Origin of the sequence: Prevotella sp. P4-67 (genome assembly GCF_002251325.1) — a bacterium.
Taxonomy (GTDB): domain Bacteria; phylum Bacteroidota; class Bacteroidia; order Bacteroidales; family Bacteroidaceae; genus Prevotella.
Genome location: NZ_NPJL01000057.1, coordinates 1 through 19,397 on the forward strand (window position 1 = coordinate 1; position 19,397 = coordinate 19,397).

Sequence of the window (19,397 nt, forward strand, 5' to 3'; positions counted from 1 at the left end):
CATGTTGCCGTGTGGCCTCATGGAGTGTAGAGTCCAGGTCGTGGAGTTCAGGAAACATATAAAGGGCGGAGAGAATATCAAACACAAGGCCCGTATTGTCACCTATGTCGATCCTGCGAAGAAAAAGGCGAAAGTCATATCGTTGCTCACCAACGACATGACCATGGAGGTGGAAGACATCATTGACATATACCGCCAAAGATGGGAAATAGAGTTGCTGTTAAAGCAGTTGAAACAAAAATTCCCGCTTAAATACTTCTATGGGGAGAGCGCCAACGCCATCAAGATACAGATTTGGGTCACCCTAATAGCCAATCTCCTTCTGATGGTCATAAAAAAGCGCATCAAACCCTCTTGGAGCTTTTCTGAGAATCATGCTCATGTATTATGTGAACTGCTATACTTTCCTTGAGGAACCAGAAAAAGACTGGGCAAAAATGGTTCAGGAGGCTCTGGAAACACCCCCTGAACCAAGCATTTTCAGAGGACTTCGGGAGGGGATTTGTGCTCTTTAGAGTTTTAGCGGACAGCAATAATATAGAATGAAGAGTTGATGTTTGACTTATCTCTTAAAAACCAAGTGATAACCTATGCCTCTATAGAGTTGGCTGTTAGAAGAATGAGCGCTTCTGGTTTCAGAAACTGTTCTTTGGATGAATAAAGTGCACTATATCGTCATTTGGTCGGGCGTTTTTTTACCAATTGCTTTGCGTTTTTTAGGCAATTATAGACATGTTGGCTAAGAATCATTGATTTATATGTATAACCAACTTGCTTTAGTGGGCTTTTGGGTGTAATTTTGCAATGTTTCAATAAGGCATAGTATTATGATAGATTTCTTCAAATTCAAGTTGTTCATTTCTCTCGTCAACTACTTCACTACTAAGGATTTTACTATATGTTCTAGCAGTCAATAGGTGCTGTTGACTATAGAGCTGTTAAAATTGGAATGGCAGCATAAGATATATATGAAATTCTCTTGTTACAAGAAAACTGCTGTGTTTTTGAATATTTTAAAGGGATACTAATGATAGTAAGTCATTTCGAACACGGATGGTAGCGTGAATTACTCTTTTTGAAGGCTGAAATAATGGTTGCTGGTATGTATTTTCATAATTCACGATTTGAATTCAGGAAATACGCGTGTCTGGAGAATGACAGTGTATGCCATCGAAAGATATGTTCTATGTAGTGTTATATAACCGTTATTATTGAGGTTGGTCCTTTGCGATGTGTTATGGCTTAAGTAGTGGTTAGACAAAAGGGACCAACCTCTTGGTAAACCTTGTTAGTTTAGAATCTTGGCACTGTATTGTCTTTTTTCGAAACAATCGGAAACGTAGTTCTAAGTACCATTAGAAAGATGATGAATGCGGCTTCTTTTTACAGGATTTCAGTTGCTTTCGAACGGACAAGGACAAAAGATAGGGCTGAATCCCAAGCGCGGAATCCAGCCCTATCATTAATGTATATGAACTTTAATCAGTAACTTATAGTCTAAAGCGATGATATTGGTGTGTTAGTAGCAGTTTGTTATATCAGTTATATTGCTACTATTGATGGGGATATGGATATCTGGTTTAACGTTTATGTTATCGTCGTTTCCCCCTCCAGTATTATCTCCTTTGAACAGTGTGGAGTTTATTATTATGCACGTGTTTTTGGAAATAGGTACGTCTTCGTATTGGATGCTTTTGACGGTTGATTTGTCTTTATCCAGAGCTTTAATGGTTAGTTTTACCTCTCCATTCTCGTCTCGTGGGAATGTGTATATATTAAATTCTGAATTTTTGCCAATCATATCATCGGTTACATTGCGGTATTCCGTCTGTCGAGAGTTGACTGACCCATATCCGGATAAACTGCTATAGGTTGAGCTTCCACCCGTGTAATAGAATTCCATCTGCTTCACCTCTTTGGGCATGGGATCGGGTATGGTAACACGTATGTTGGCCACAATACGTTCAAGTTCAACAGAAATAGTCTTATCTGATTCTACATCAATGTTGGTAGAATAGGCAAATGTGTCTGTAATTTTGTTGTCTTTGAACTTGATTTTTTCTTCTGACTCAACGCTGATATTGCCCAGTCCATTATGTGCAATAATCACTAAATGATATTGTCCATCTTCTATAGTAAGCGTAGGGGAGCCAAAGTCTTTGTCGGTGATACCTTGGTGCCTTATGGAATATAGTTTACCATTATTACTGAAAACACAATAGCTGATGCGTGTGCAAACTTGCTTCAGGTCAGTCAAATCATCAATTGTTGTGATATTGACTTTGACCTTTCGGCCATTTTGGATTTCTGTTCCAGGAGAGTCCTCTCCATTATTGGGGATATTTGCTTTTTCGCATCCAGCTAAAAAGAGCAACGAACATACAATCAGTATTTTTTGTGTTACCCAAGCATATATAAAAGAGGGTGGCTTGTTCATTTCGGCGGTTTTATAGTTGATAAACTGGTAGTAATGGTAGATAAGATAGTAGAAAAATAGGATAATGAACAAAAAAACCGCTTAGAACAATGTTCCAAGCGGCCATTTCCTTTAGTTCGTGCTAATTACTCAGCAACTACACTATCAGCAACTGCTGTATCAGCAACAACTGAGTCAACTACTGCAGTGTCAGAGTCTGCGTTAGCAACGGGCTCAGCAGTTTTGTTACCACAAGATGCGAAAGAGATAGCAGCGATAGCTACGAACATCAAAACTAATTTCTTCATTTTCTTTGCTTTTTAAATCTGTAAAACAATCATTTGTTTATTAAAACATTGCAAAGGTACATATTTTTTCAATAGGTTGTTCATCTTTTTGAGTTTTTTTTTAGTGTTAATTGTAACTTTTTTGAAAACAGCTGAAATACAGTTTATTACAAACTGTGAAATAAAGTTAATTTCCTGCGGGTTGATTCATGTCATCTAAAAAACCTTCTTTTGGAGCTGAAAAATGTGGTCTCGGTTACTGGATTATTGGCCAGTGTTTTGTATACAATCATTAAAATTGATGCCAAATCAGTCAAATAGCTCTAAAGTTTTTGCTAACTTTGCATTATAATTAATTAATATGATAGATACATCTGCATTCCAAGGGAAAAAGGCAGCTTACTATACTTTAGGGTGTAAGTTGAATTTTTCCGAAACGTCCACCTTTGCAAAGACGCTTGAAGCTATGGGTGTCGGTACTGTTGAAAAAGGTGAGCGTGCCGACATATGTCTCGTTAATACCTGTTCGGTTACAGATGTTGCCGATCGTAAGTGCCGTTCTATAATTCGTCGCATGGTAAGGGAACATCCTCATGCATTTGTGATTGTGACGGGGTGTTATGCCCAGCTTGAATCTCAAAAGGTTGCCAATATTGATGGGGTGGATTTGGTCTTGGGCATTAATGAGAAGGCAAACCTTGTGCAGTTCTTATCCGATGCATGGAGTAACCGGACGGATGGTGCACATTTACATATATATCATTCTGTCAAAACCAAGGATATCAAAACATTCCAGCCTTCCTGTTCGCGAGGAAACAGAACTCGCTATTTCTTGAAAGTCCAGGATGGTTGCAGTTATTTCTGTACGTATTGTACTATACCTTATGCCCGTGGTTTTTCGCGTAATCCTTCTATCGAATCTTTAGTGGAGCAGGCACGGCAGGCAGCTGACGAAGGTGGAAAGGAAATTGTGCTTACGGGTGTTAATATAGGTGATTTCGGAGCCACCACGAAAGAGCGATTTATCGATTTGGTAAAGGCCCTGGATAAAATCGAGGGTATCAAGCGATACCGTATCAGCAGCTTGGAGCCCGATTTGCTGGACGACGAACTGATAGAGTATTGTGCCCAAAGTCGTGCTTTCATGCCGCATTTTCACATACCCCTTCAGAGTGGCTCTGATCATGTATTGCGTCTGATGCATCGTCGTTATGACAAAGCACTTTTTGCGCATAAAATCAATCTTATCAAGCGACTTATGCCTGATGCCTTTATAGGTGTAGATGTGATGGTCGGATGTCGTGGAGAACATCCTGAACATTTTGAAGAGTGTTATGATTTTCTTGATGGATTGGATGTCACTCAGCTGCATGTATTCCCATATTCTGAACGCCCTGGAACTTCAGCGCTTTCGATTCCCTATGTGGTCGATGATGCTGAAAAGAAAAAGCGGTGTAACAGACTCTTGGCGCTGAGCGATAGCAAAACCATCGACTTCTATAGCCGAAACATCGGTAAGGAAGTTGACGTATTGTTTGAGAAATCCACTCGTGGCAGATTCATGCATGGTTTTACAGAAAATTATATTCGTGTAGAACTATCCCCCAAAGATGCTAAAGCCGAATATGACAACCAGATTCTGCGTGTGAGATTGGGTGATTTCAACCACGACAAATCAGCTCTAAAGGCGGAATTGATATGAAAATAGCCATTGTTATATTGAATTGGAATGGGCGGAATATGCTGAAACGCTTCTTGCCCATATTACAGTCCAATCTTATCGCCGATAGTGTCGTCTTTGTGGCGGACAATGCATCGAGTGACGATTCGCTTCAACTGTTGAAGAGCGATTTTCCAGATGTGCGTGTTATCGAATTGGATAAGAATTATGGTTTCGCTGACGGATATAATAAAGCTCTGCAGCAGATTGATGCTGAGTATTATCTCTTGCTGAATTCGGATGTCGAAGTGACATCTGATTGGATTGAGCCGATGTTGTGGTTTATGGAAGCAAATCATGATGTGGCAGCATGCCAGCCTAAAATTCTCTCTATCTCCGATCGTCATAGTTTCGAGTATGCGGGTGCTTGTGGCGGATTCATTGATAAGTATGGTTATCCCTATTGTCGTGGCCGCATATTTGATACGATAGAGTATGACAAGGGCCAATATGACAATCCTATGGAAATCCAATGGACAACAGGGGCCTGTATGCTTATTAGAAGCTCGGACTACTGGGCTGTAGGCGGCTTGGATGGTCGCTTCTTTGCCCATAGTGAGGAAATCGATATGTGTTGGCGCCTGCGATTGATGGGACGCAAATTGTATTGTATTCCACAGAGCAAGGTGTTCCATGTAGGTGGTGGCACTCTGAATAAAAGCAATCCCAGAAAGACATTCTTGAATTTCCGCAACAACCTTACGATGCTTTATAAGAATTTGCCCGACAAGGACTTAAGACATGTTATGGCTGTCAGATGGTGGCTTGATTACCTTGCTGCATTCCAAATGTTGATACTTAATCGTAGCTGGGGTGACTTCAAGGCTGTAGTTAAAGCTCGTCGTGCTTTTCACAAATGGAAGAAACAATTTCTTTCCGAACGTCAGGAAATTCAGCTTCGACAGGAAAGCGCTCCGGATGTCCAGGTGAGATCTTCTTATAGTATCTTGTGGCAGTATTATTTTCATCGTAAAAAAGAGTTTAGTAGATTGCATCCTTCTGTCAGCAAAGGAACAAAGCAGTTTCCTAATGTTGTTCTGCTACCACAAATAGAGGCGCTCCTTAATGAGGGGCATACGGTTACGCTACAATTAAGGGGTTACAGTATGCGCCCGTTCCTTGAAGACAATCGAGATAAGGCTTTGCTCATTAAGGCTTGTCATATTGCCGTTGGCGATGCAGTCTTGGCCAGGCTTCCGCAAGGAGGTTATGTCTTACATCGTATAGTAAAAATCAAAGGAGATGAAATAACCCTGCTGGGTGATGGCAATCTGGTGCCGGAACATTGCAAACGCAGTGATATCATTGGTTTTGCAGTCGGCTTCTATCGCAAAGGGCGCTCTGCCATCGACAAGACGAATGGCATCAAGTGGGGGCTGTATTCCATTATATGGATGCTGCTCAGACCATGTCGAAGATATCTGTTGGCTTTCTATCGGCGTGTTTGGTTGAAAATGTTTAAACCCATTTAAGAATAATTGCATATGAGAACAAAGAAAGGATTCAAGCTCCGCGAAGTATGTGGAGAGAAGATATTGCTGGCGGAAGGCGTAGAGAATATTGACTTTAGTGATATCATCAGTATGAATGCCAGTTCGGCATATCTCTGGGAACAGGTAGACGGAAAAGACTTCACGGTAGAGGAGATGGCCCGACTGCTCACGGAACAATATGAGGTTGAAGAAACTGTGGCGTTGGAAGATGCCAAGGAACTGGCCAATCAATGGTTCAAATGTGGTATCATTGAGATTTAACGCAATCAATGCCTTGGCTTTGAACTGACTGCCAGACAATAATAATGCCCGTTACAAGCGTTGAACGATGTAACGGGCATTTGTTGTCTATTGTCAGTGGTAATACTGTTACTTGAGATTGGTGATGAAGAAGTTGGCAATCTGTCTCATTAAGTGATTGCGCGTATTTCCACCATATATACTGTGATTGCGGTTGGTGTACAACAGTTCGGAGAAATCTTTGTCGGCTTCTATCAGCGATTCTGTGTATTCAAATGTATTCTGTGGGTGAACGTTGTCGTCGGCCAGTCCATGGCAAATCAGCAATTTGCCGTTAAGTTTGTTGGCCCATCCTATAGGTGAGTTGTCATAACCCTGCGGATTCTCTTTGGGAGTACGCATATAACGTTCGGTATAGATGGTGTCATAATATCTCCAGTCTGTAGGAGGTGCGACAGCTACGCCGGCATAGAAGACATTGCGGCCTTCACTCATGCTCATGAGGGTGTTAAAACCTCCGAAGCTCCATCCCCAAATGCCTATGTGCTGTTTGTCGATATAGGTTTGGTTGCCTAACCAAAGCGCAGTTTCTACCTGGTCCTTTGATTCAAGGACGCCCATCTGTTGGTAAATGCATTTTTCAAATTTGGCTCCTCGACCACCAGTGCCTCTGCCATCTACGCATACTACAATAAAACCTTGCTGAACAAGATATTGGTCAAATGCTCCGCCGTTGCCTAATGAACCGGCTTTCCAAGAATCAACCACTTGCTGGCTGCCTGGGCCACTGTATTGGAACAGGATAACGGGATACTTGTGAGATGGGTCGAAATTGTTCGGTTTTAGCATCCATCCATCCAGAGATATTCCTTCAGAAGTAGTGAATGTAAATGGCTCTCGTTTGCTCCATCCATATTCTGCCATTTTGTCCTTTAGCTTGCTGTTGTCGAGCAGCACGGACAAAACCTTGCCTTTCTGTGAACGCAATGTGAATGTATAAGGTGTGTTGTAGTTGCTCCATGTATTGATAAAGAACTGATAGTCGCCAGAGAAGATAGCGCTGTTCCATCCTTCCTGGTCGGTCAGTCTTTCTACTTTGCCGTTTTTATGAGAAACAAATACTTGGCGGTCGTGTGGATTTAATGCAGCTGCTTGATAATAAACATCTCCATTCTCCTCATTATATCCATATATGGAAGTAATGTCATGTTTGCCGTCACCGATTTTTCTTATCATTGTACCATTCTGATTGTAAAGGTAAATCTGCATATAACCGTCACGATCACTTGGCAAGAGGATAGTGCTCCGCCCAATGATAATATCTGCCATGGCCTGTTCTTGTATATAGCAATCTGCTTTTTCTTTAATAAGCAGCTGGGCTGTAGTGCTCCTCGGATTGACGGCATACAAATTCAGTTCATCCTGATGACGATTCATGGTGTATACAATTATCCGATGAGGGTCGTTGGTCATCTTTATTCTTGGCATGTAGCTGTCATTATCTGAAGGAACGTTAAGTCTCTTGGTTTGTCTGCTCTTTATGTCAAAGCTCCATGCACTGACAACAGAATTGTCTTCTCCGGCTTTAGGATATTTATATGAATATTCACCAGGATAGGTGCTATATTCATTACGAGTAGGATGTTTGCCCTTGAACATTTGCAGAGAGTATGATTTCACCTTGCTTTCATCGTATTTTATCCAGCAAAGCATAGTTCCATCCCCGTTAAAGCAGAAAGAGCGATTGTTGCCAAATTCTTCTTCGTTGACCCAGTCGGGGATACCATTGATGGTCTCGTTAAATTTGCCATCTTTTGTGACCTGGCTCTCCGCATTGTCGTATAGTAGCTTGATGAGGAACAGATTGTTGTCGCGGACGAAAGCAATCTGGTTCCCGTCAGGCGACCATAGGGGAACTTGCTGCTTGCCGCCGTCGGAAAGACGCTCCAGTTTTGTGGATTTTATCGTATAGATATAATAGTCTGCCTTGAAAGAGTGGCGGTACACTTTCTCGGTATTTGTCTGTATGAGAAATTTGTCACCCTTGGGCGATAGAATGTATCCGTCGAACTTTGTTATCTTTTCACCTATGGTCTTGTTGACATCAAAAAGAACGGCCGTTTGTTTGCCGGTCTTAAATGAGTTTTGTATAATCTGTTTGCCATCATCGCTGATGCGTGCATACTGGTCTGTACCAGGTATGGGGTCAATTCCATGGATGGTCTTTGCGGAAAAGTATCCAGATGCAATGGTTTTGATGTCCATCTTTTTTGAAGCGGTCAGTTCTGTACAAGTCAATGCAAGAACTGCAAGTATTAATAATTGTTTTCTCATATTGGTGATTATATGTATATGACTGTATGCAAAGTTACAAAATCTTCGTTATTATCAGTCCGAAATTGTTGTTTTTTTGTAATTTTGCATACTATGCAGCAGGCTTATAATGATTTCGGCGCTTGGATACGCCGCCGCTTCCCGTTTAGGGTTCAGAAAATATCGGTTGATGCAGGTTTCTCTTGTCCTAATCGGGATGGGAAGATTTCGCGTGGAGGTTGTACGTTTTGTGACAACCATACATTTAACCCCTCATATTGCAATAGCTGTAAGAGTATAACAGAACAGTTGGGTGAGGGGAAGGCATTCTTTGCCCGTAAGTATCCGGATATGAAATACCTTGCTTATTTCCAGGCCTATTCCAATACATATGCTCCTGTGCCAAGGCTTAAGCAGCTGTATGAGGAGGCTCTGAGTGACGAGGATGTGGTGGGTATTGTGATAGGAACTCGTCCGGATTGTTTGTCGCCAGAGATTTTGGACTATCTGGAAGAACTGAATAGGCGAACCTTCGTAATCGTTGAATTGGGAGTGGAGAGTGCTAATGACGAGACGCTATTGCTGGTCAATCGGGGGCATACCTTTGCAGATAGCGTCAATGCCATAGAAGCCGTGCATCGTCGGGGAATTCTTGTAGGTGTTCACATTATACTTGGACTTCCAGGGGAAGATAGGGAAGAAATCTTGCGACAAGCCTCCGTGATATCTAGCTTGCCTCTGGATATCCTCAAACTGCATCAGTTGCAGATTATCAAAGGTACATGTATGGCGCGACAATACTCAGAGGCTCCTTTTCATCTTTTCAGTGTCGAAGAATATATCGAATTGATAGGAGAGTACTTGCCATTACTGCGCAAAGATATAGTTCTGGAGCGCTTTCTTAGCCAGTCACCTGGCGAGATGCTTCTGGCCCCAAAATGGGGATTGAAGAATCATGAGTTTGTACATCTTCTTAACAAATATCTCGAGAAGAACAACATTTGTCAAGGAAGCAAGGTGGTGTAATCATCCTGACTGAGCAGTTGCTCGACAGTTCTGCTTCTGTGCTTGCGCATATAATTGTCAATCAGCAGCACATATTTCGTTTGGAAGATTTTCCGCTCGAGCGCCTTGTTCGTAATCCACATGATTTTTGCGATGTGTAAATCTCTTTCAAGCTGAGTGCGCTTGTCTATATTTGACAGGGGATAAAAACTGAGCAGGTAGAAAACCATTGCATCCGGTACAATGTATGCGCGGGTCATGCTTGTACGTTGTTGGTATGAATAGTACTTTTTGTACAATGGGTAGTTGATACCAAGATATTTGTCCAGACAGATACCGATACTCTTGTTGCCAATGATGACACTTTGGTCCAAAGCGCCTATTTGGGCGTAGACCTTGGGAAGTGGTATGTTGGGCAGGCTTTTACGTAGTCTGGAAAAACTCTTGCTGAAATCCTTGTTCAAGTCATCCATATCAGCAAACTCGGCTTCGGTGTCAGATATGAGAATCTGCAGTGTGGAGTCTTGGTAAAATCTTAGGTATTTGGAACTTATGTCAGGCTCAACCACCTCGCCAATCTGCAATACTTTTTCTATGAGAGTACGTGTCTCTACAGGGTATTCTGTGTTCATTTCCTGCAAGGCAGAATAATCACCGGTCGTGAGATACCGGCTTTGCAATCTGTCATATCTGGCAATCGTGATGTTGCCCTTTTGAAGGTCATCTTCAAAAGGTTTAATCTTTGGTTCGCATGAAACGAAGAGCAAAGCTGACAGTAATATGGTGGCGATACGGTTTCTCACTTGCTAATTCTCCCTTATTCACTTGCAAAAATAGTAAAAAAATGAATAAAACCAAAGGCAATGTATAAAAAATATAAAAAGCAGCCCAATAAATCTGCATATTTATTAAAAACCGTTATACTTCTGCGTGGTAAGTATGCCACGATTTATGCTAAGTGCGCGAAATGGTCTTGTTACAGATAACGGCAGCCTCTTTGTTGGGCAGGCAATGCAATATATAGAATGGCGTTTTTTCTATTACCTGGGTAATATTTTTTATAATGTCATCGTAGATATTCTCATCCCACCTGATGCTTGAGCATGCTGGGATAAAGTTTACCAGTGCATCTATAGGGGATAATCGGTCTATGCTGTTTTGCGGTGCACGGTCAATTTGAGTTATTGCTCCTAAATGGGCTTTGATATTGCGGTAGCATGGAGTCTTGCCACTCCAAGGACTTCCATAGATTACGGGAACGTTGTCTATAATTCTGATAATGGGGTTATCGTCATTCATCAGGTCGCAGTTTGGAAGGTGTTTGAGCCACATGCTGACCTGTGTGCTCTTTCCGGTACCGCTTTTAGCGATAAATGCATATCCATAACCGTTTTGCCTTACCAGGGATGCGTGTATTAATAAGGTGTTATATTTGCAACTGGCAAAAGCATAAGCAATCATGATGGCATTGTTCAGACCGAAACTACGCATGTCATAGTTGCCGTTGAGTGCGCACTGGCAGACGGAAAACTCTTTGTTGGCAATCAATAGGCAACAACTATTTCCATTAATGTCTTTGATGATAAACTGGTGTCTTCCATCATTTGTCTGGTCAACTATGATGTTGCCATTGCCAGTGTCAATGGTCTTTATGCGTACCCGTTCACTTTTTGCAATGGGTGCGGTCTTGTCATCTATGGTAAGCTCAAAGAGGTTGTCCTCTTTGGAGGGTTCGGCAATCTCAAATGGAGAAAAAGAGGGTAGTAGAGACAAATTATTAAGCCCATCCTCTTTGAAGATGAGCTTAATAGTCAGCTCGGCTATCGAGAACCAGTAGTTGCTGTTCATAGTTCGGGAAGTCGTACTTTATTTATCCTTTTTCTTGTTCTTCTTTGCTTTCTTTGTCTTCTTGGTTGGGCTTTCGGCCTGTTGCTCTTCGTCTGATTCTATTGCCTTGAATTGGAACTCGTTGGCGCCTACATATTTCAGTTCGTATTTCCCGTTCTTGGCATACTTCTTCTTGAGCTTGGTAAACTGCTTCTCTATATTCTTGAGTTTGGCATCAAAGAAAATTACGCACACTCTCGCAGGCATTCCTTGGTCCGAAAGGTGCTGACTCAACTGTTTTGAATATAAGTCCCGGTTCTCCAGAAAATGGCTTTTGTGCTCGATAGTTACATCTTTAACCAACTGTATATCTGTAAAATATACCGTTGAATCATTAAATGATGCCGAAAAACCAAATGCATAAATGTCACTCTTCTTGTTGGCAGCGCTTACATTACCTGAAACAATTGCGCATATCAGAATAAGTGTAATGGTAATAATTTTGTTCATTGTTCTTTCTTTTATCTTCCTAAATAACTCTTTAGAAGTTTACTCTTTGTATTATTTCTTAATTTACGTATAGCCTTTTCTTTGACTTGTCTTACCCTTTCACGAGTCAGCCCACACTTTGTGGCGATTTCTTCAAGGGTCTGTTCTGCTTGATTGATGCCAAAAAATGATTTGATGATGATGCGCTCCCTGTCATTGAGAACACTCAATGCTCTGCAAATCTCTTCTCTTAGAGATTCCGCAACCAGTTCATTGTCTGCTTCTGCACCCTCATCACTTGCAATAACGTCAAGTAGGCTGTTGCCTTCGTCGTCATTTATTGGGGCATCAACCGAAACGTGTCTTCTGGTTGCCTTGAAGGCATCTTCGATTTTATCTTCCGGCATATTCAGCTCATCGGCCATTTCATTGAGACTCGGACGGCGCTCGTGCTCTTGTTCGAAAACGCTGGATGCGTGGGATATTTTATTGACGGCTCCAACTTGATTGAGCGGGAGCTTTATCATATTGCTCTTTTCGGCTATTGCCTGCAGTATACTTTGTCTAATCCACCACACAGCATACGAAATGAACTTGAAGCCTCGGGTTTCGTCAAATTTTTCGGCAGCCTTGATGAGTCCCACATTGCCTTCATTGATAAGGTCGGGGAGACTCAGTCCCTGGTTCTGGTATTGTTTGGCCACAGAAACGACGAATCTTAGATTGGCTTTGGTGAGCTTTTCCAATGCTTTATGATCGCCCTTTTTGATGCGCTGAGCCAGCTCGACCTCCTCTTCAACCGTTAGCAATTCCTCACGGCCGATTTCTTGCAGATACCTGTCAAACGAGGCGTTCTCGCGGCTTGTTATTGATTTTGTGATTTTCAGTTGTCTCATAAAGCTATTGTTTGTCACTTTTCTGCAAATGTAGTATTTTTGCTTTATATATGCAAGTATTTTCGTTTTTATTTAACAAAATGGACGCAACTCTGAGCTTGTCTGGCTTGGAGTTGCGTCCATTATACTCGTTGGTAACTGAATTGTTATATATCCTAATTTACTTCTATTGCAAAGTAGTCACGTTTGCCAGTGGGCCATATACCTTTTATATATAGTACGGGGTCCTTGCTTGTCGATGCCTTCTTGACAGTCTCTTGCAGGTCGTTGATGGCCTTTATGGGAGTGTCATTGGCCTGAAGGATAATGAATCCTTTTTCAATTCCCTTCTTCTTCAGCGGACCATCGGTCACCTTGATTACTTCGAGACCATAGTTGATGCCAAGTTGTTCCTTTGTATCTTTGTTGACCGGTGCAAACGAACCGCCCAATACATCCAAGTCAGCAGTCTTTACCACTTTGGTTGTACCTTGCGCATTCTTGAGAGTGACGGTCTTGGTCACTTTCTTCTTCTTGTGAATGTAGGTTACGCTGAGCTTGTCGCCAGGACGCTTGTTGGCCATATGCTCCTGGAGTTCAGCCATCTTGCCAATCTTCTTTCCATCGATACTTATGATGACATCGCCTTCCTCAAGTCCGGCTTCGGCGCCAGCGCCGTCGGGATCCACCTTAGACACATAGACACCTTCGTTTGTGCCGAAATCAGCATCTTTGCCACTGTCTTTGAGCGCGTTGATCTGGTTCAGCAGGTCGCCACCGGTGATTCCGAGATATGCACGCTGAACGGTTCCATATTCTTTCAAGTCGCTTACCACTTTGTTCATGATGGTGGTAGGTATGGCAAAACCATAACCAGTAAACGAACCTGTCTGAGAATATAGCATGGCATTGATACCGACCAATTCTCCCTTGGTATTGACCAGGGCGCCGCCGGAATTACCGGGATTGATGGCCGCATCGGTCTGTATGAAACTCTCCACGCCATTCTGCTGGGCATACAGCGAGCGTGCCTTGGCGCTTACGATACCTGCTGTCACAGTATTGTTCAATCCATAGGGATTACCTACGGCTATCACCCATTCTCCCACCTTCAGCTTGTCGGAATCGCCAATGGGGAGGGTGGGTAAATCCTTGCCGTTGACCTTAATCAGTGCCAGGTCGGTAGAGGGGTCAGTGCCGATGATGCGTGCCGAGAACTCGCGGTTGTCATTCAGGGTCACAGTCAGTTCGTCGGCTCCGTTAACTACATGATTGTTGGTAACGATGTAGCCGTCGGAAGAGATGATGACACCAGAACCGGTAGCTTGCTTCTTAGGGGTTTGGATCTGCTGCTTGCGCTTGCCCCCGTTGCCCTGGCCGAATCCGAAGAAATCGCCAAAGAAATCATCGAATGGAGAGCTTGGAACTTCCACCGTCTGCACCTTGGAGTTCTGCACATATTTTATATGTACTACCGCCGGCAATGATTTCTCGGCGGCATAAGTTAAATCTACCGGCTGACCAGCAATGGCTACACTGGCAGGTGTGGCATAGGCTTTGATGAAAGAGCCAGCAGAGAGAGCTATGGCAACAATGCTCAAGGCCCCAAAAAGATACTTTGAATACGTTTTCATACTCGTTTGTTTTTAATCTTATGTTTATTTTGTTCTTTCTATTGGTTGAGGTTGTCAATCCTCTTTGTAATTATATCTGCAAATATACTCCCAAAGTTTGTGAAACTGCCATTTTGGCAGTCCGCTTTATTTCAATTTAACACTTTTATTTGCCCACTTAACGGCTATTAAGCGCCATCATCACGATTTTTACATCTTTTTATTATCCTTGTCAATGCTGTTTTTGGAGGGCTGGAGCATAAGAATGGCAAGCTATTTGGCTGATAAACGAGGTAAAAAGTGATTTTTTTGAAGTATAGTTGTGGTTTTTCATGAAAAAAATCTAATTTTGCAGAAAGAAAGGCAGTTTCCCGGCCCTGCCGCTGGCTCTCTTGCGAGGGCGAGAGGAAAGTCCGGGCAACGCAGAGCGCTCCACTTCCGAAAATAGAAGCTATTGGTGACAGTAGGGGAAAGTAGAAGAAAATAACCACCATGATACTATATGTTGTTTTGACAGCGTATGTGTCGGGAAAGGGTGAGAAGGTAGTGTAAGAGACTACCAGTCGGCGGGTGATCGTCGAGCTGTACTTCCTGGAGGTTGCAAGTTCATGTAAACCGTCGTCTGAAAGCTGCTCGCTTGATGTCTTTGACAACGGCGGAGGGTAGAATGCTTGAGCTGTGAGGTGACTTGCAGACTAGATAAATGACAGGGCTCCACTTGTGGATACAGAACCCGGCTTATCAGGAAACTGCCTTTCTTTTAATCTTTAGATTTATTACTGATAAAACGAACATTGATATGGCAAATATCGAACTTCCCGATTTCATGAGCTATAAGGACAAGTTTTCGAATAGCAAGTTTGTTGAAAAGATTCAGCGCGTGGCCAAGCGTGCCGGTGCCAAGTTGGTTTACGTGGCATTGATTTTGTTTTATACCTTGCAGAGCGATAAGGTGTCGCTCAAAGACAAGGCAATGATTGTCGGCGCGCTCGGATACCTTATTTCTCCTTTGGATGTGGTGCCCGACGCGATCCCTATAGCAGGATTGGGCGACGACCTCGTTGTGTTGCTCTATGTGCTTCATAAGATTTGGGGCGAAGTGTCCGAGGATGTCAAGGACAAGGCTAAGGCCAAGCTGGCTACCTGGTTTGACGGAGATGAAACCTCGAAGATTAACGACCTGTTCCGCGACGACCCCACAGATACTCCTGTATAGAATTATTTCAAACATCCATAGCCACAAGCCGTTTCCATGCTTGTGGCTTTTTTCTGTCCCTACGTTTGGAGTGGCATTTCGGCAAGGGCCATACCTTGTCCTTTTGACTGTAAGCCAACCTATCTGGCGTCGCTTATCTTGTCGATGGTTTTTCTTATGGGCAGATTATAGTTATTTGCAAGTTTTGAAACGGATGATTCGAACCTTGCAATGAACAGATCTAAGTCTGCAAAGAATAAATCAAGTCTTGCAATATAGATTTGTGTGATTATGGCCGTCTTTGACGGGTGGGAGAGTTGTTTCCACTCCTTGGGTGGTTTTTGGTCCATGGATTGTTGCTTCGATATGGGGCTGTTGATATCCAGGATGGCACGGACTGTTGGCGTATGAGGGCCTTGGGGAAAAATAAAACTCCTTATATGTGAATAAGGAGTTGTCTTGTGCTTGTCTGATAAAAGTGGTGTTGTGGCCTATCTTTATGGCATGCTGTCTTGGGGTGCTTCTGGCATGGCCGTAACTGTGAGCGGAATGGGGGAGTATGGTGGCCTTGTCATTTGGTAGTAACTGGCAGCTTGGCCTTAATCCATCCCAAATATCCCGAATCAAGTTCTATCACTTTGTAACCATGACCGGCTAATATCCGTGCGGCGGTTTTGCTGCGCTTTCCGCTGCGGCAGTTGACGGCAATGGTCTGACCTTTGGGCAACTGCTTAAGGGCTTGTTTCTCAAAATCGTCTTTGAGCACATCGATATTGATGGCATGTGCAATGTGGCCTTCGGCAAATTCGGCTGCAGTCCGCACATCCAATCTCACAATAGACGTGTCGGCAATGGCTGTTGCAAATTCTTCTGCGGGTAAACTGCGGAAGGTGCCGTTCTGGGCTTTACATCCCAACAGGCAGCATAGCATGGTCAGGAGTGTCATATATCTGTTCATCATTAATTATAGATAAATATGCGGCGACTATCTCTGTTGAAATAGTCGCCGCTAATGGTAGGTCTTTAATCGTGGTGGCAACTATGTGTTACTTCTCCTTCAGCAGGCTGGTGCTGCGGACGCAACAAGTCGTTGACGGTCTTTACGGGGTTGAATGTGTCGAGTGGGACTTCCACAAAAATTGTGTTCCAATCGCTCATAGCTCCATTCCAAAGGCCAGGCAATTCCAGTGCTTTCAGTTCGCGGCCGCCCTTACTCTTGCTGCTGATGAAGCCGGTGTTGTGGTCAACGTAGTCGGGCAGATGGAAGTGGTTGCCTTTATAGTCGCGGGTGGCACAAACCAAGTCAACTGGGTTGAAATGTGTACCCTCGGTAAACATCTTGACATACTCGGGGTTGGACTTGTCTATCTGGCTCGATTCCAATATCTGTAAACTTACGGTGCCGTCTTGGTTGTAAGCCAGGAAAGGACCACCACCAGGCTCGCCTACATTCTTGACTACTCCGCAGACGCGCATCGGGCGGTTGAGTTTGCTTCTCAGATAACTTACCAGTTCTGCATCTTCGAGTTCCTTGATATCGGCACGGCGGCAGCAAAGGTCGCGCTGTACAAAGCGGATGATTTCCTCAAGGTCCTTATGATTGTAGTTGCCGCTGTCGAGCAACTCAAGATATTCAAAAGCCCGCTTCTGGTTTTCAACCAGTACACCAGCCAATACATTTTTATAAAGTACGGTGTCGCCTTTGAGGCGGTCAGGCACAACATTGTCTATATTCTTGATGAATACAACATCGGCGTCAATGTCGTTGAGGTTTTCGATGAGCGCACCATGTCCGCCCGGACGGAAAAGCAATGATCCGTCATCGTTGCGGAATGGGGTGTTGTCTGTATTGACCGCAATGGTATCTGTCGATGGCTTCTGCTCAGAGAATGATACATTAATCTTTATGTCATACTTGGCTTCGTACTTTGCAATGCAATCTTCTACTTTTTTGCGGAAGAGCGGTAGGTGCTCGTGGCTGACGGTGAAATGGACATTGGCCTCGTCATTGCTTGCTGCATAGAGTGCGGCCTCAACCAGATGTTCTTCCATAGGTGTGCGAGCGCCGTCGGCATAGGCGTGGAACAAAAGCAATCCTTTGGGCAGTTGTCCATAATTCAGTCCCTTTTCCTCCAACAGATTGGCAACGACATCTTTATATTTCTCCTCCTTGAGCAGGGCACGTACACCCTTGCCATTATTCTTCTTGCATTGGTCGCACAGGGCTTCACGGAAAGCAAAGTGGGGAATGTTGTCAAAGAACTTGTGTTCAAACTCAGTGGTAGGAGTGTCATATTCGGCAGTAAGGAATCCGAAAAGGTCCTTAAACATGCGGCTGGCTGCACCGGATGCGGGCACAAATTTAACTACACGATGTCCGTGAGCCTTGTATTCGTCCCAAGATTCAATGGCATGCTGGCGTTCAACCTCGTCAAGGGCAAGAATGCCTTTTTCGATAGAGGCTGCGGCTTCTAATTTAAGAAATGGAAAGCCCTTCTCAAACTGGTGAAGTTGCCCCATTACTTTTTCTTCGCTTATCCCTCTCTGGGATATCTGGTTAAGATCTGTTTGTGTTAGCATTATCTTTGATATTTTAATAATTATATGACAAATTTAGGTACTTTATCTGATATGCCCAAGTGTTTTGGGCGTTTTTTTTCAGTATATTGACGGCTTATGTCGTAAAAACTATTTCTCTGGCGGGTGGTATCTTCATGGGCTGGAGTTATAACCTGGCGCTTTTTCTGCGAAGAATGAGCAGGCATACGACCAGAAGAGCGGGGAAGAATGTTGCGGCCAAAATGCCACCATGTATATCGTCGCCTGTAAAATGGGTACAAAGCCCCACAAGAGATGGCCCAAAAGTGCCGCCGGCATCGCCGGCAAGGGCCAGAAGGGCAAAAAGAGCAGTACCGCCGTTGGGTATCCGTGCCGATGTAAGACTGATGGAACCCGGCCACATGATGCCTACAGCCAGACCGCTGACCATGCAGCCGGCCAGACTCAGTAGCGGAACAGAGGCTAAAGAAGCTGTCAGGTAAGCGACCAGACTCAGAAGCCCGGCCCATGTCATATAGGCGGACAGGTCCAGATTCTGTCCCTTCTTGCTATACCATAGACGGCCGAGACCCATACAAAAGGCAAATCCACAGGGACCGGCCAGATCACCAATCGCCTTTTCTACTCCCAGAGAGGCTTCGGCAAAGGCCGATGTCCACTGTGCCATAGTGGCTTCTGAGGCTCCGGCAGCTACCATCAGCAGTAGGAATATCCAGAACATTCCATTGCGCAGCAGTTGACCCATGCTCATACTCTCGGCATCGGGCACAATGGGTTCAATAGGGCATGTCGCGAAATTGATGATGTTGTAGAGCGGTATCAATGCCCATAGGCAGGCCAGAAACCTCCAGTGGTCCAATCCGAATAGGGAAAAGAAAAGCGTAGAGCCGACTATCACTCCCACGGCTCCCCAACAGTAGAAGGAATGGAGCAGGCTCATCATGCCCTCCTTGTTTGGGAAAGGGCAAGCCTCGATAATGGGGCTGCACAACACCTCTATCAACCCGCTACCTATGGCATACACGCATACACAGAGGAGTATTCCCACCAGCGGATTGGGGAATAGTTCTGGCAGAAATGCCAGCCCCATCAAGCCTGTGGCTGATGTTATCCCAGAGATGATGATACTTTTGCGGTAGTTGATGTTCTTGAACTTGGCGCACAGCAAGTCTGTAATCAGTTGGATGATGTAGAATACAGCAGGAATCAACGCCAGACTGGCTATAGGTATCTTGTACTCATGGTGGAAGGCCATGAATAGTAGAGGGGTGAAATTGGCCACGATGGCCTGTGTTACAAAACCAAGGTAGCAAGCCCGTTTGGTCTTCCTGTAATCTTTTCCTTTCTTCATGTTTTTGTCTACTT

The 19,397-nt window shown here is 43.8% G+C and carries 17 protein-coding genes and 1 other RNA gene; 7 read left to right on the top strand and 11 right to left on the bottom strand.

Annotation, left to right across the window (positions count from 1 at the left end; genetic code table 11):
* On the top strand, positions 1–412 hold a 412-nt coding region (locus CIK92_RS08880; RefSeq protein WP_254046041.1), incomplete at its 5' end, for a transposase.
* Positions 413–1,519: 1,107 nt separating this feature from the next.
* Here CIK92_RS08880 and CIK92_RS08885 read toward each other — a convergent pair.
* Positions 1,520–2,437 carry a FimB/Mfa2 family fimbrial subunit gene (locus CIK92_RS08885; protein WP_022311524.1) on the bottom strand — a complete coding sequence of 306 codons (918 nt, stop codon included), beginning with the start codon at positions 2,435–2,437 and terminating at the stop codon, positions 1,520–1,522.
* Between the two features lie 125 nt (positions 2,438–2,562).
* Positions 2,563–2,724 carry a hypothetical protein gene (locus CIK92_RS13910; RefSeq protein ID WP_173823503.1) on the bottom strand — a complete coding sequence of 54 codons (162 nt, stop codon included), beginning with the start codon at positions 2,722–2,724 and terminating at the stop codon, positions 2,563–2,565.
* Between the two features lie 340 nt (positions 2,725–3,064).
* On the opposite strand from CIK92_RS13910, the gene mtaB reads away from it, so the two are divergent.
* Genes mtaB through CIK92_RS08900 form a run of 3 tightly spaced genes read left to right on the top strand, consistent with a single transcriptional unit; the run spans position 3,065 to position 6,177 of the window.
* Positions 3,065–4,405, top strand: a complete 1,341-nt coding sequence (gene mtaB, locus CIK92_RS08890) for a tRNA (N(6)-L-threonylcarbamoyladenosine(37)-C(2))-methylthiotransferase MtaB (protein WP_094388860.1) — start codon at positions 3,065–3,067, stop codon at positions 4,403–4,405.
* Positions 4,402–5,895, top strand: a complete 1,494-nt coding sequence (locus CIK92_RS08895) for a glycosyltransferase (protein ID WP_094388861.1) — start codon at positions 4,402–4,404, stop codon at positions 5,893–5,895. The genes mtaB and CIK92_RS08895 overlap by 4 nt, the downstream gene beginning before the upstream one ends.
* Before the next feature lie 12 nt (positions 5,896–5,907).
* Complete coding sequence (locus CIK92_RS08900) at positions 5,908–6,177, top strand: PqqD family protein (protein ID WP_022311521.1); 270 nt, start codon at positions 5,908–5,910, stop codon at positions 6,175–6,177.
* A 108-nt stretch (positions 6,178–6,285) separates the two neighbouring features.
* Here CIK92_RS08900 and CIK92_RS08905 read toward each other — a convergent pair whose 3' ends face one another.
* Positions 6,286–8,490, bottom strand: coding sequence for a S9 family peptidase (locus CIK92_RS08905; protein ID WP_094388862.1), 2,205 nt, complete (start codon positions 8,488–8,490; stop codon positions 6,286–6,288).
* 93 nt (positions 8,491–8,583) lie between these two features.
* Here CIK92_RS08905 and CIK92_RS08910 point away from each other — a divergent pair, with 93 nt between their 5' ends.
* Positions 8,584–9,495, top strand: coding sequence for a TIGR01212 family radical SAM protein (locus CIK92_RS08910; protein ID WP_094388863.1), 912 nt, complete (start codon positions 8,584–8,586; stop codon positions 9,493–9,495).
* Here the strand turns inward: CIK92_RS08910 and CIK92_RS08915 are convergent.
* The 5 genes from CIK92_RS08915 to CIK92_RS08935 form a co-directional block, all read right to left on the bottom strand.
* The gene (locus CIK92_RS08915; RefSeq protein ID WP_022311518.1) at positions 9,474–10,277 is read right to left on the bottom strand and encodes a gldB family lipoprotein; all 804 of its coding nucleotides are present in this window, start codon (positions 10,275–10,277) and stop codon (positions 9,474–9,476) included. The two genes, CIK92_RS08910 and CIK92_RS08915, sit on opposite strands and share 22 nt — an antisense overlap.
* A 151-nt stretch (positions 10,278–10,428) precedes the next feature.
* The gene (locus tag CIK92_RS08920) at positions 10,429–11,322 is read right to left on the bottom strand and encodes a hypothetical protein (protein ID WP_022311516.1); all 894 of its coding nucleotides are present in this window, start codon (positions 11,320–11,322) and stop codon (positions 10,429–10,431) included.
* Between the two features lie 18 nt (positions 11,323–11,340).
* The gene (locus tag CIK92_RS08925) at positions 11,341–11,811 is read right to left on the bottom strand and encodes a hypothetical protein (RefSeq protein ID WP_022311515.1); all 471 of its coding nucleotides are present in this window, start codon (positions 11,809–11,811) and stop codon (positions 11,341–11,343) included.
* A gap of 11 nt (positions 11,812–11,822) precedes the next feature.
* Positions 11,823–12,686, bottom strand: coding sequence for an RNA polymerase sigma factor RpoD/SigA (locus tag CIK92_RS08930; RefSeq protein WP_022311514.1), 864 nt, complete (start codon positions 12,684–12,686; stop codon positions 11,823–11,825).
* A 155-nt stretch (positions 12,687–12,841) separates the two neighbouring features.
* Entirely contained in the window at positions 12,842–14,299 is a 1,458-nt protein-coding gene (locus CIK92_RS08935; RefSeq protein ID WP_022311513.1) for a Do family serine endopeptidase, read from the bottom strand.
* Between the two features lie 342 nt (positions 14,300–14,641).
* Here CIK92_RS08935 and rnpB point away from each other — a divergent pair.
* Together rnpB and CIK92_RS08945 are read left to right on the top strand one after the other, a co-directional pair.
* An RNA gene (gene rnpB, locus CIK92_RS08940) (RNase P RNA component class A) lies at positions 14,642–15,035 on the top strand.
* 51 nt (positions 15,036–15,086) lie between these two features.
* Positions 15,087–15,494: a YkvA family protein gene (locus tag CIK92_RS08945; protein WP_094387478.1), complete on the top strand. Its 408-nt coding sequence runs from the start codon at positions 15,087–15,089 to the stop codon at positions 15,492–15,494.
* Between the two features lie 550 nt (positions 15,495–16,044).
* On the opposite strand, the gene CIK92_RS08955 is transcribed toward CIK92_RS08945, so the two are convergent.
* The 3 genes from CIK92_RS08955 to CIK92_RS08965 form a co-directional block, all read right to left on the bottom strand.
* Positions 16,045–16,434 carry a rhodanese-like domain-containing protein gene (locus tag CIK92_RS08955; RefSeq protein WP_254046042.1) on the bottom strand — a complete coding sequence of 130 codons (390 nt, stop codon included), beginning with the start codon at positions 16,432–16,434 and terminating at the stop codon, positions 16,045–16,047.
* Between the two features lie 62 nt (positions 16,435–16,496).
* Positions 16,497–18,053 (bottom strand): DUF4301 family protein, encoded by a 1,557-nt coding sequence (locus CIK92_RS08960; protein ID WP_022311509.1) that lies wholly within the window; start codon positions 18,051–18,053, stop codon positions 16,497–16,499.
* 145 nt (positions 18,054–18,198) lie between these two features.
* Positions 18,199–19,383 carry a sugar MFS transporter gene (locus tag CIK92_RS08965; protein WP_022311508.1) on the bottom strand — a complete coding sequence of 395 codons (1,185 nt, stop codon included), beginning with the start codon at positions 19,381–19,383 and terminating at the stop codon, positions 18,199–18,201.
* Between the last annotated feature and the right edge of the window lie 14 nt (positions 19,384–19,397).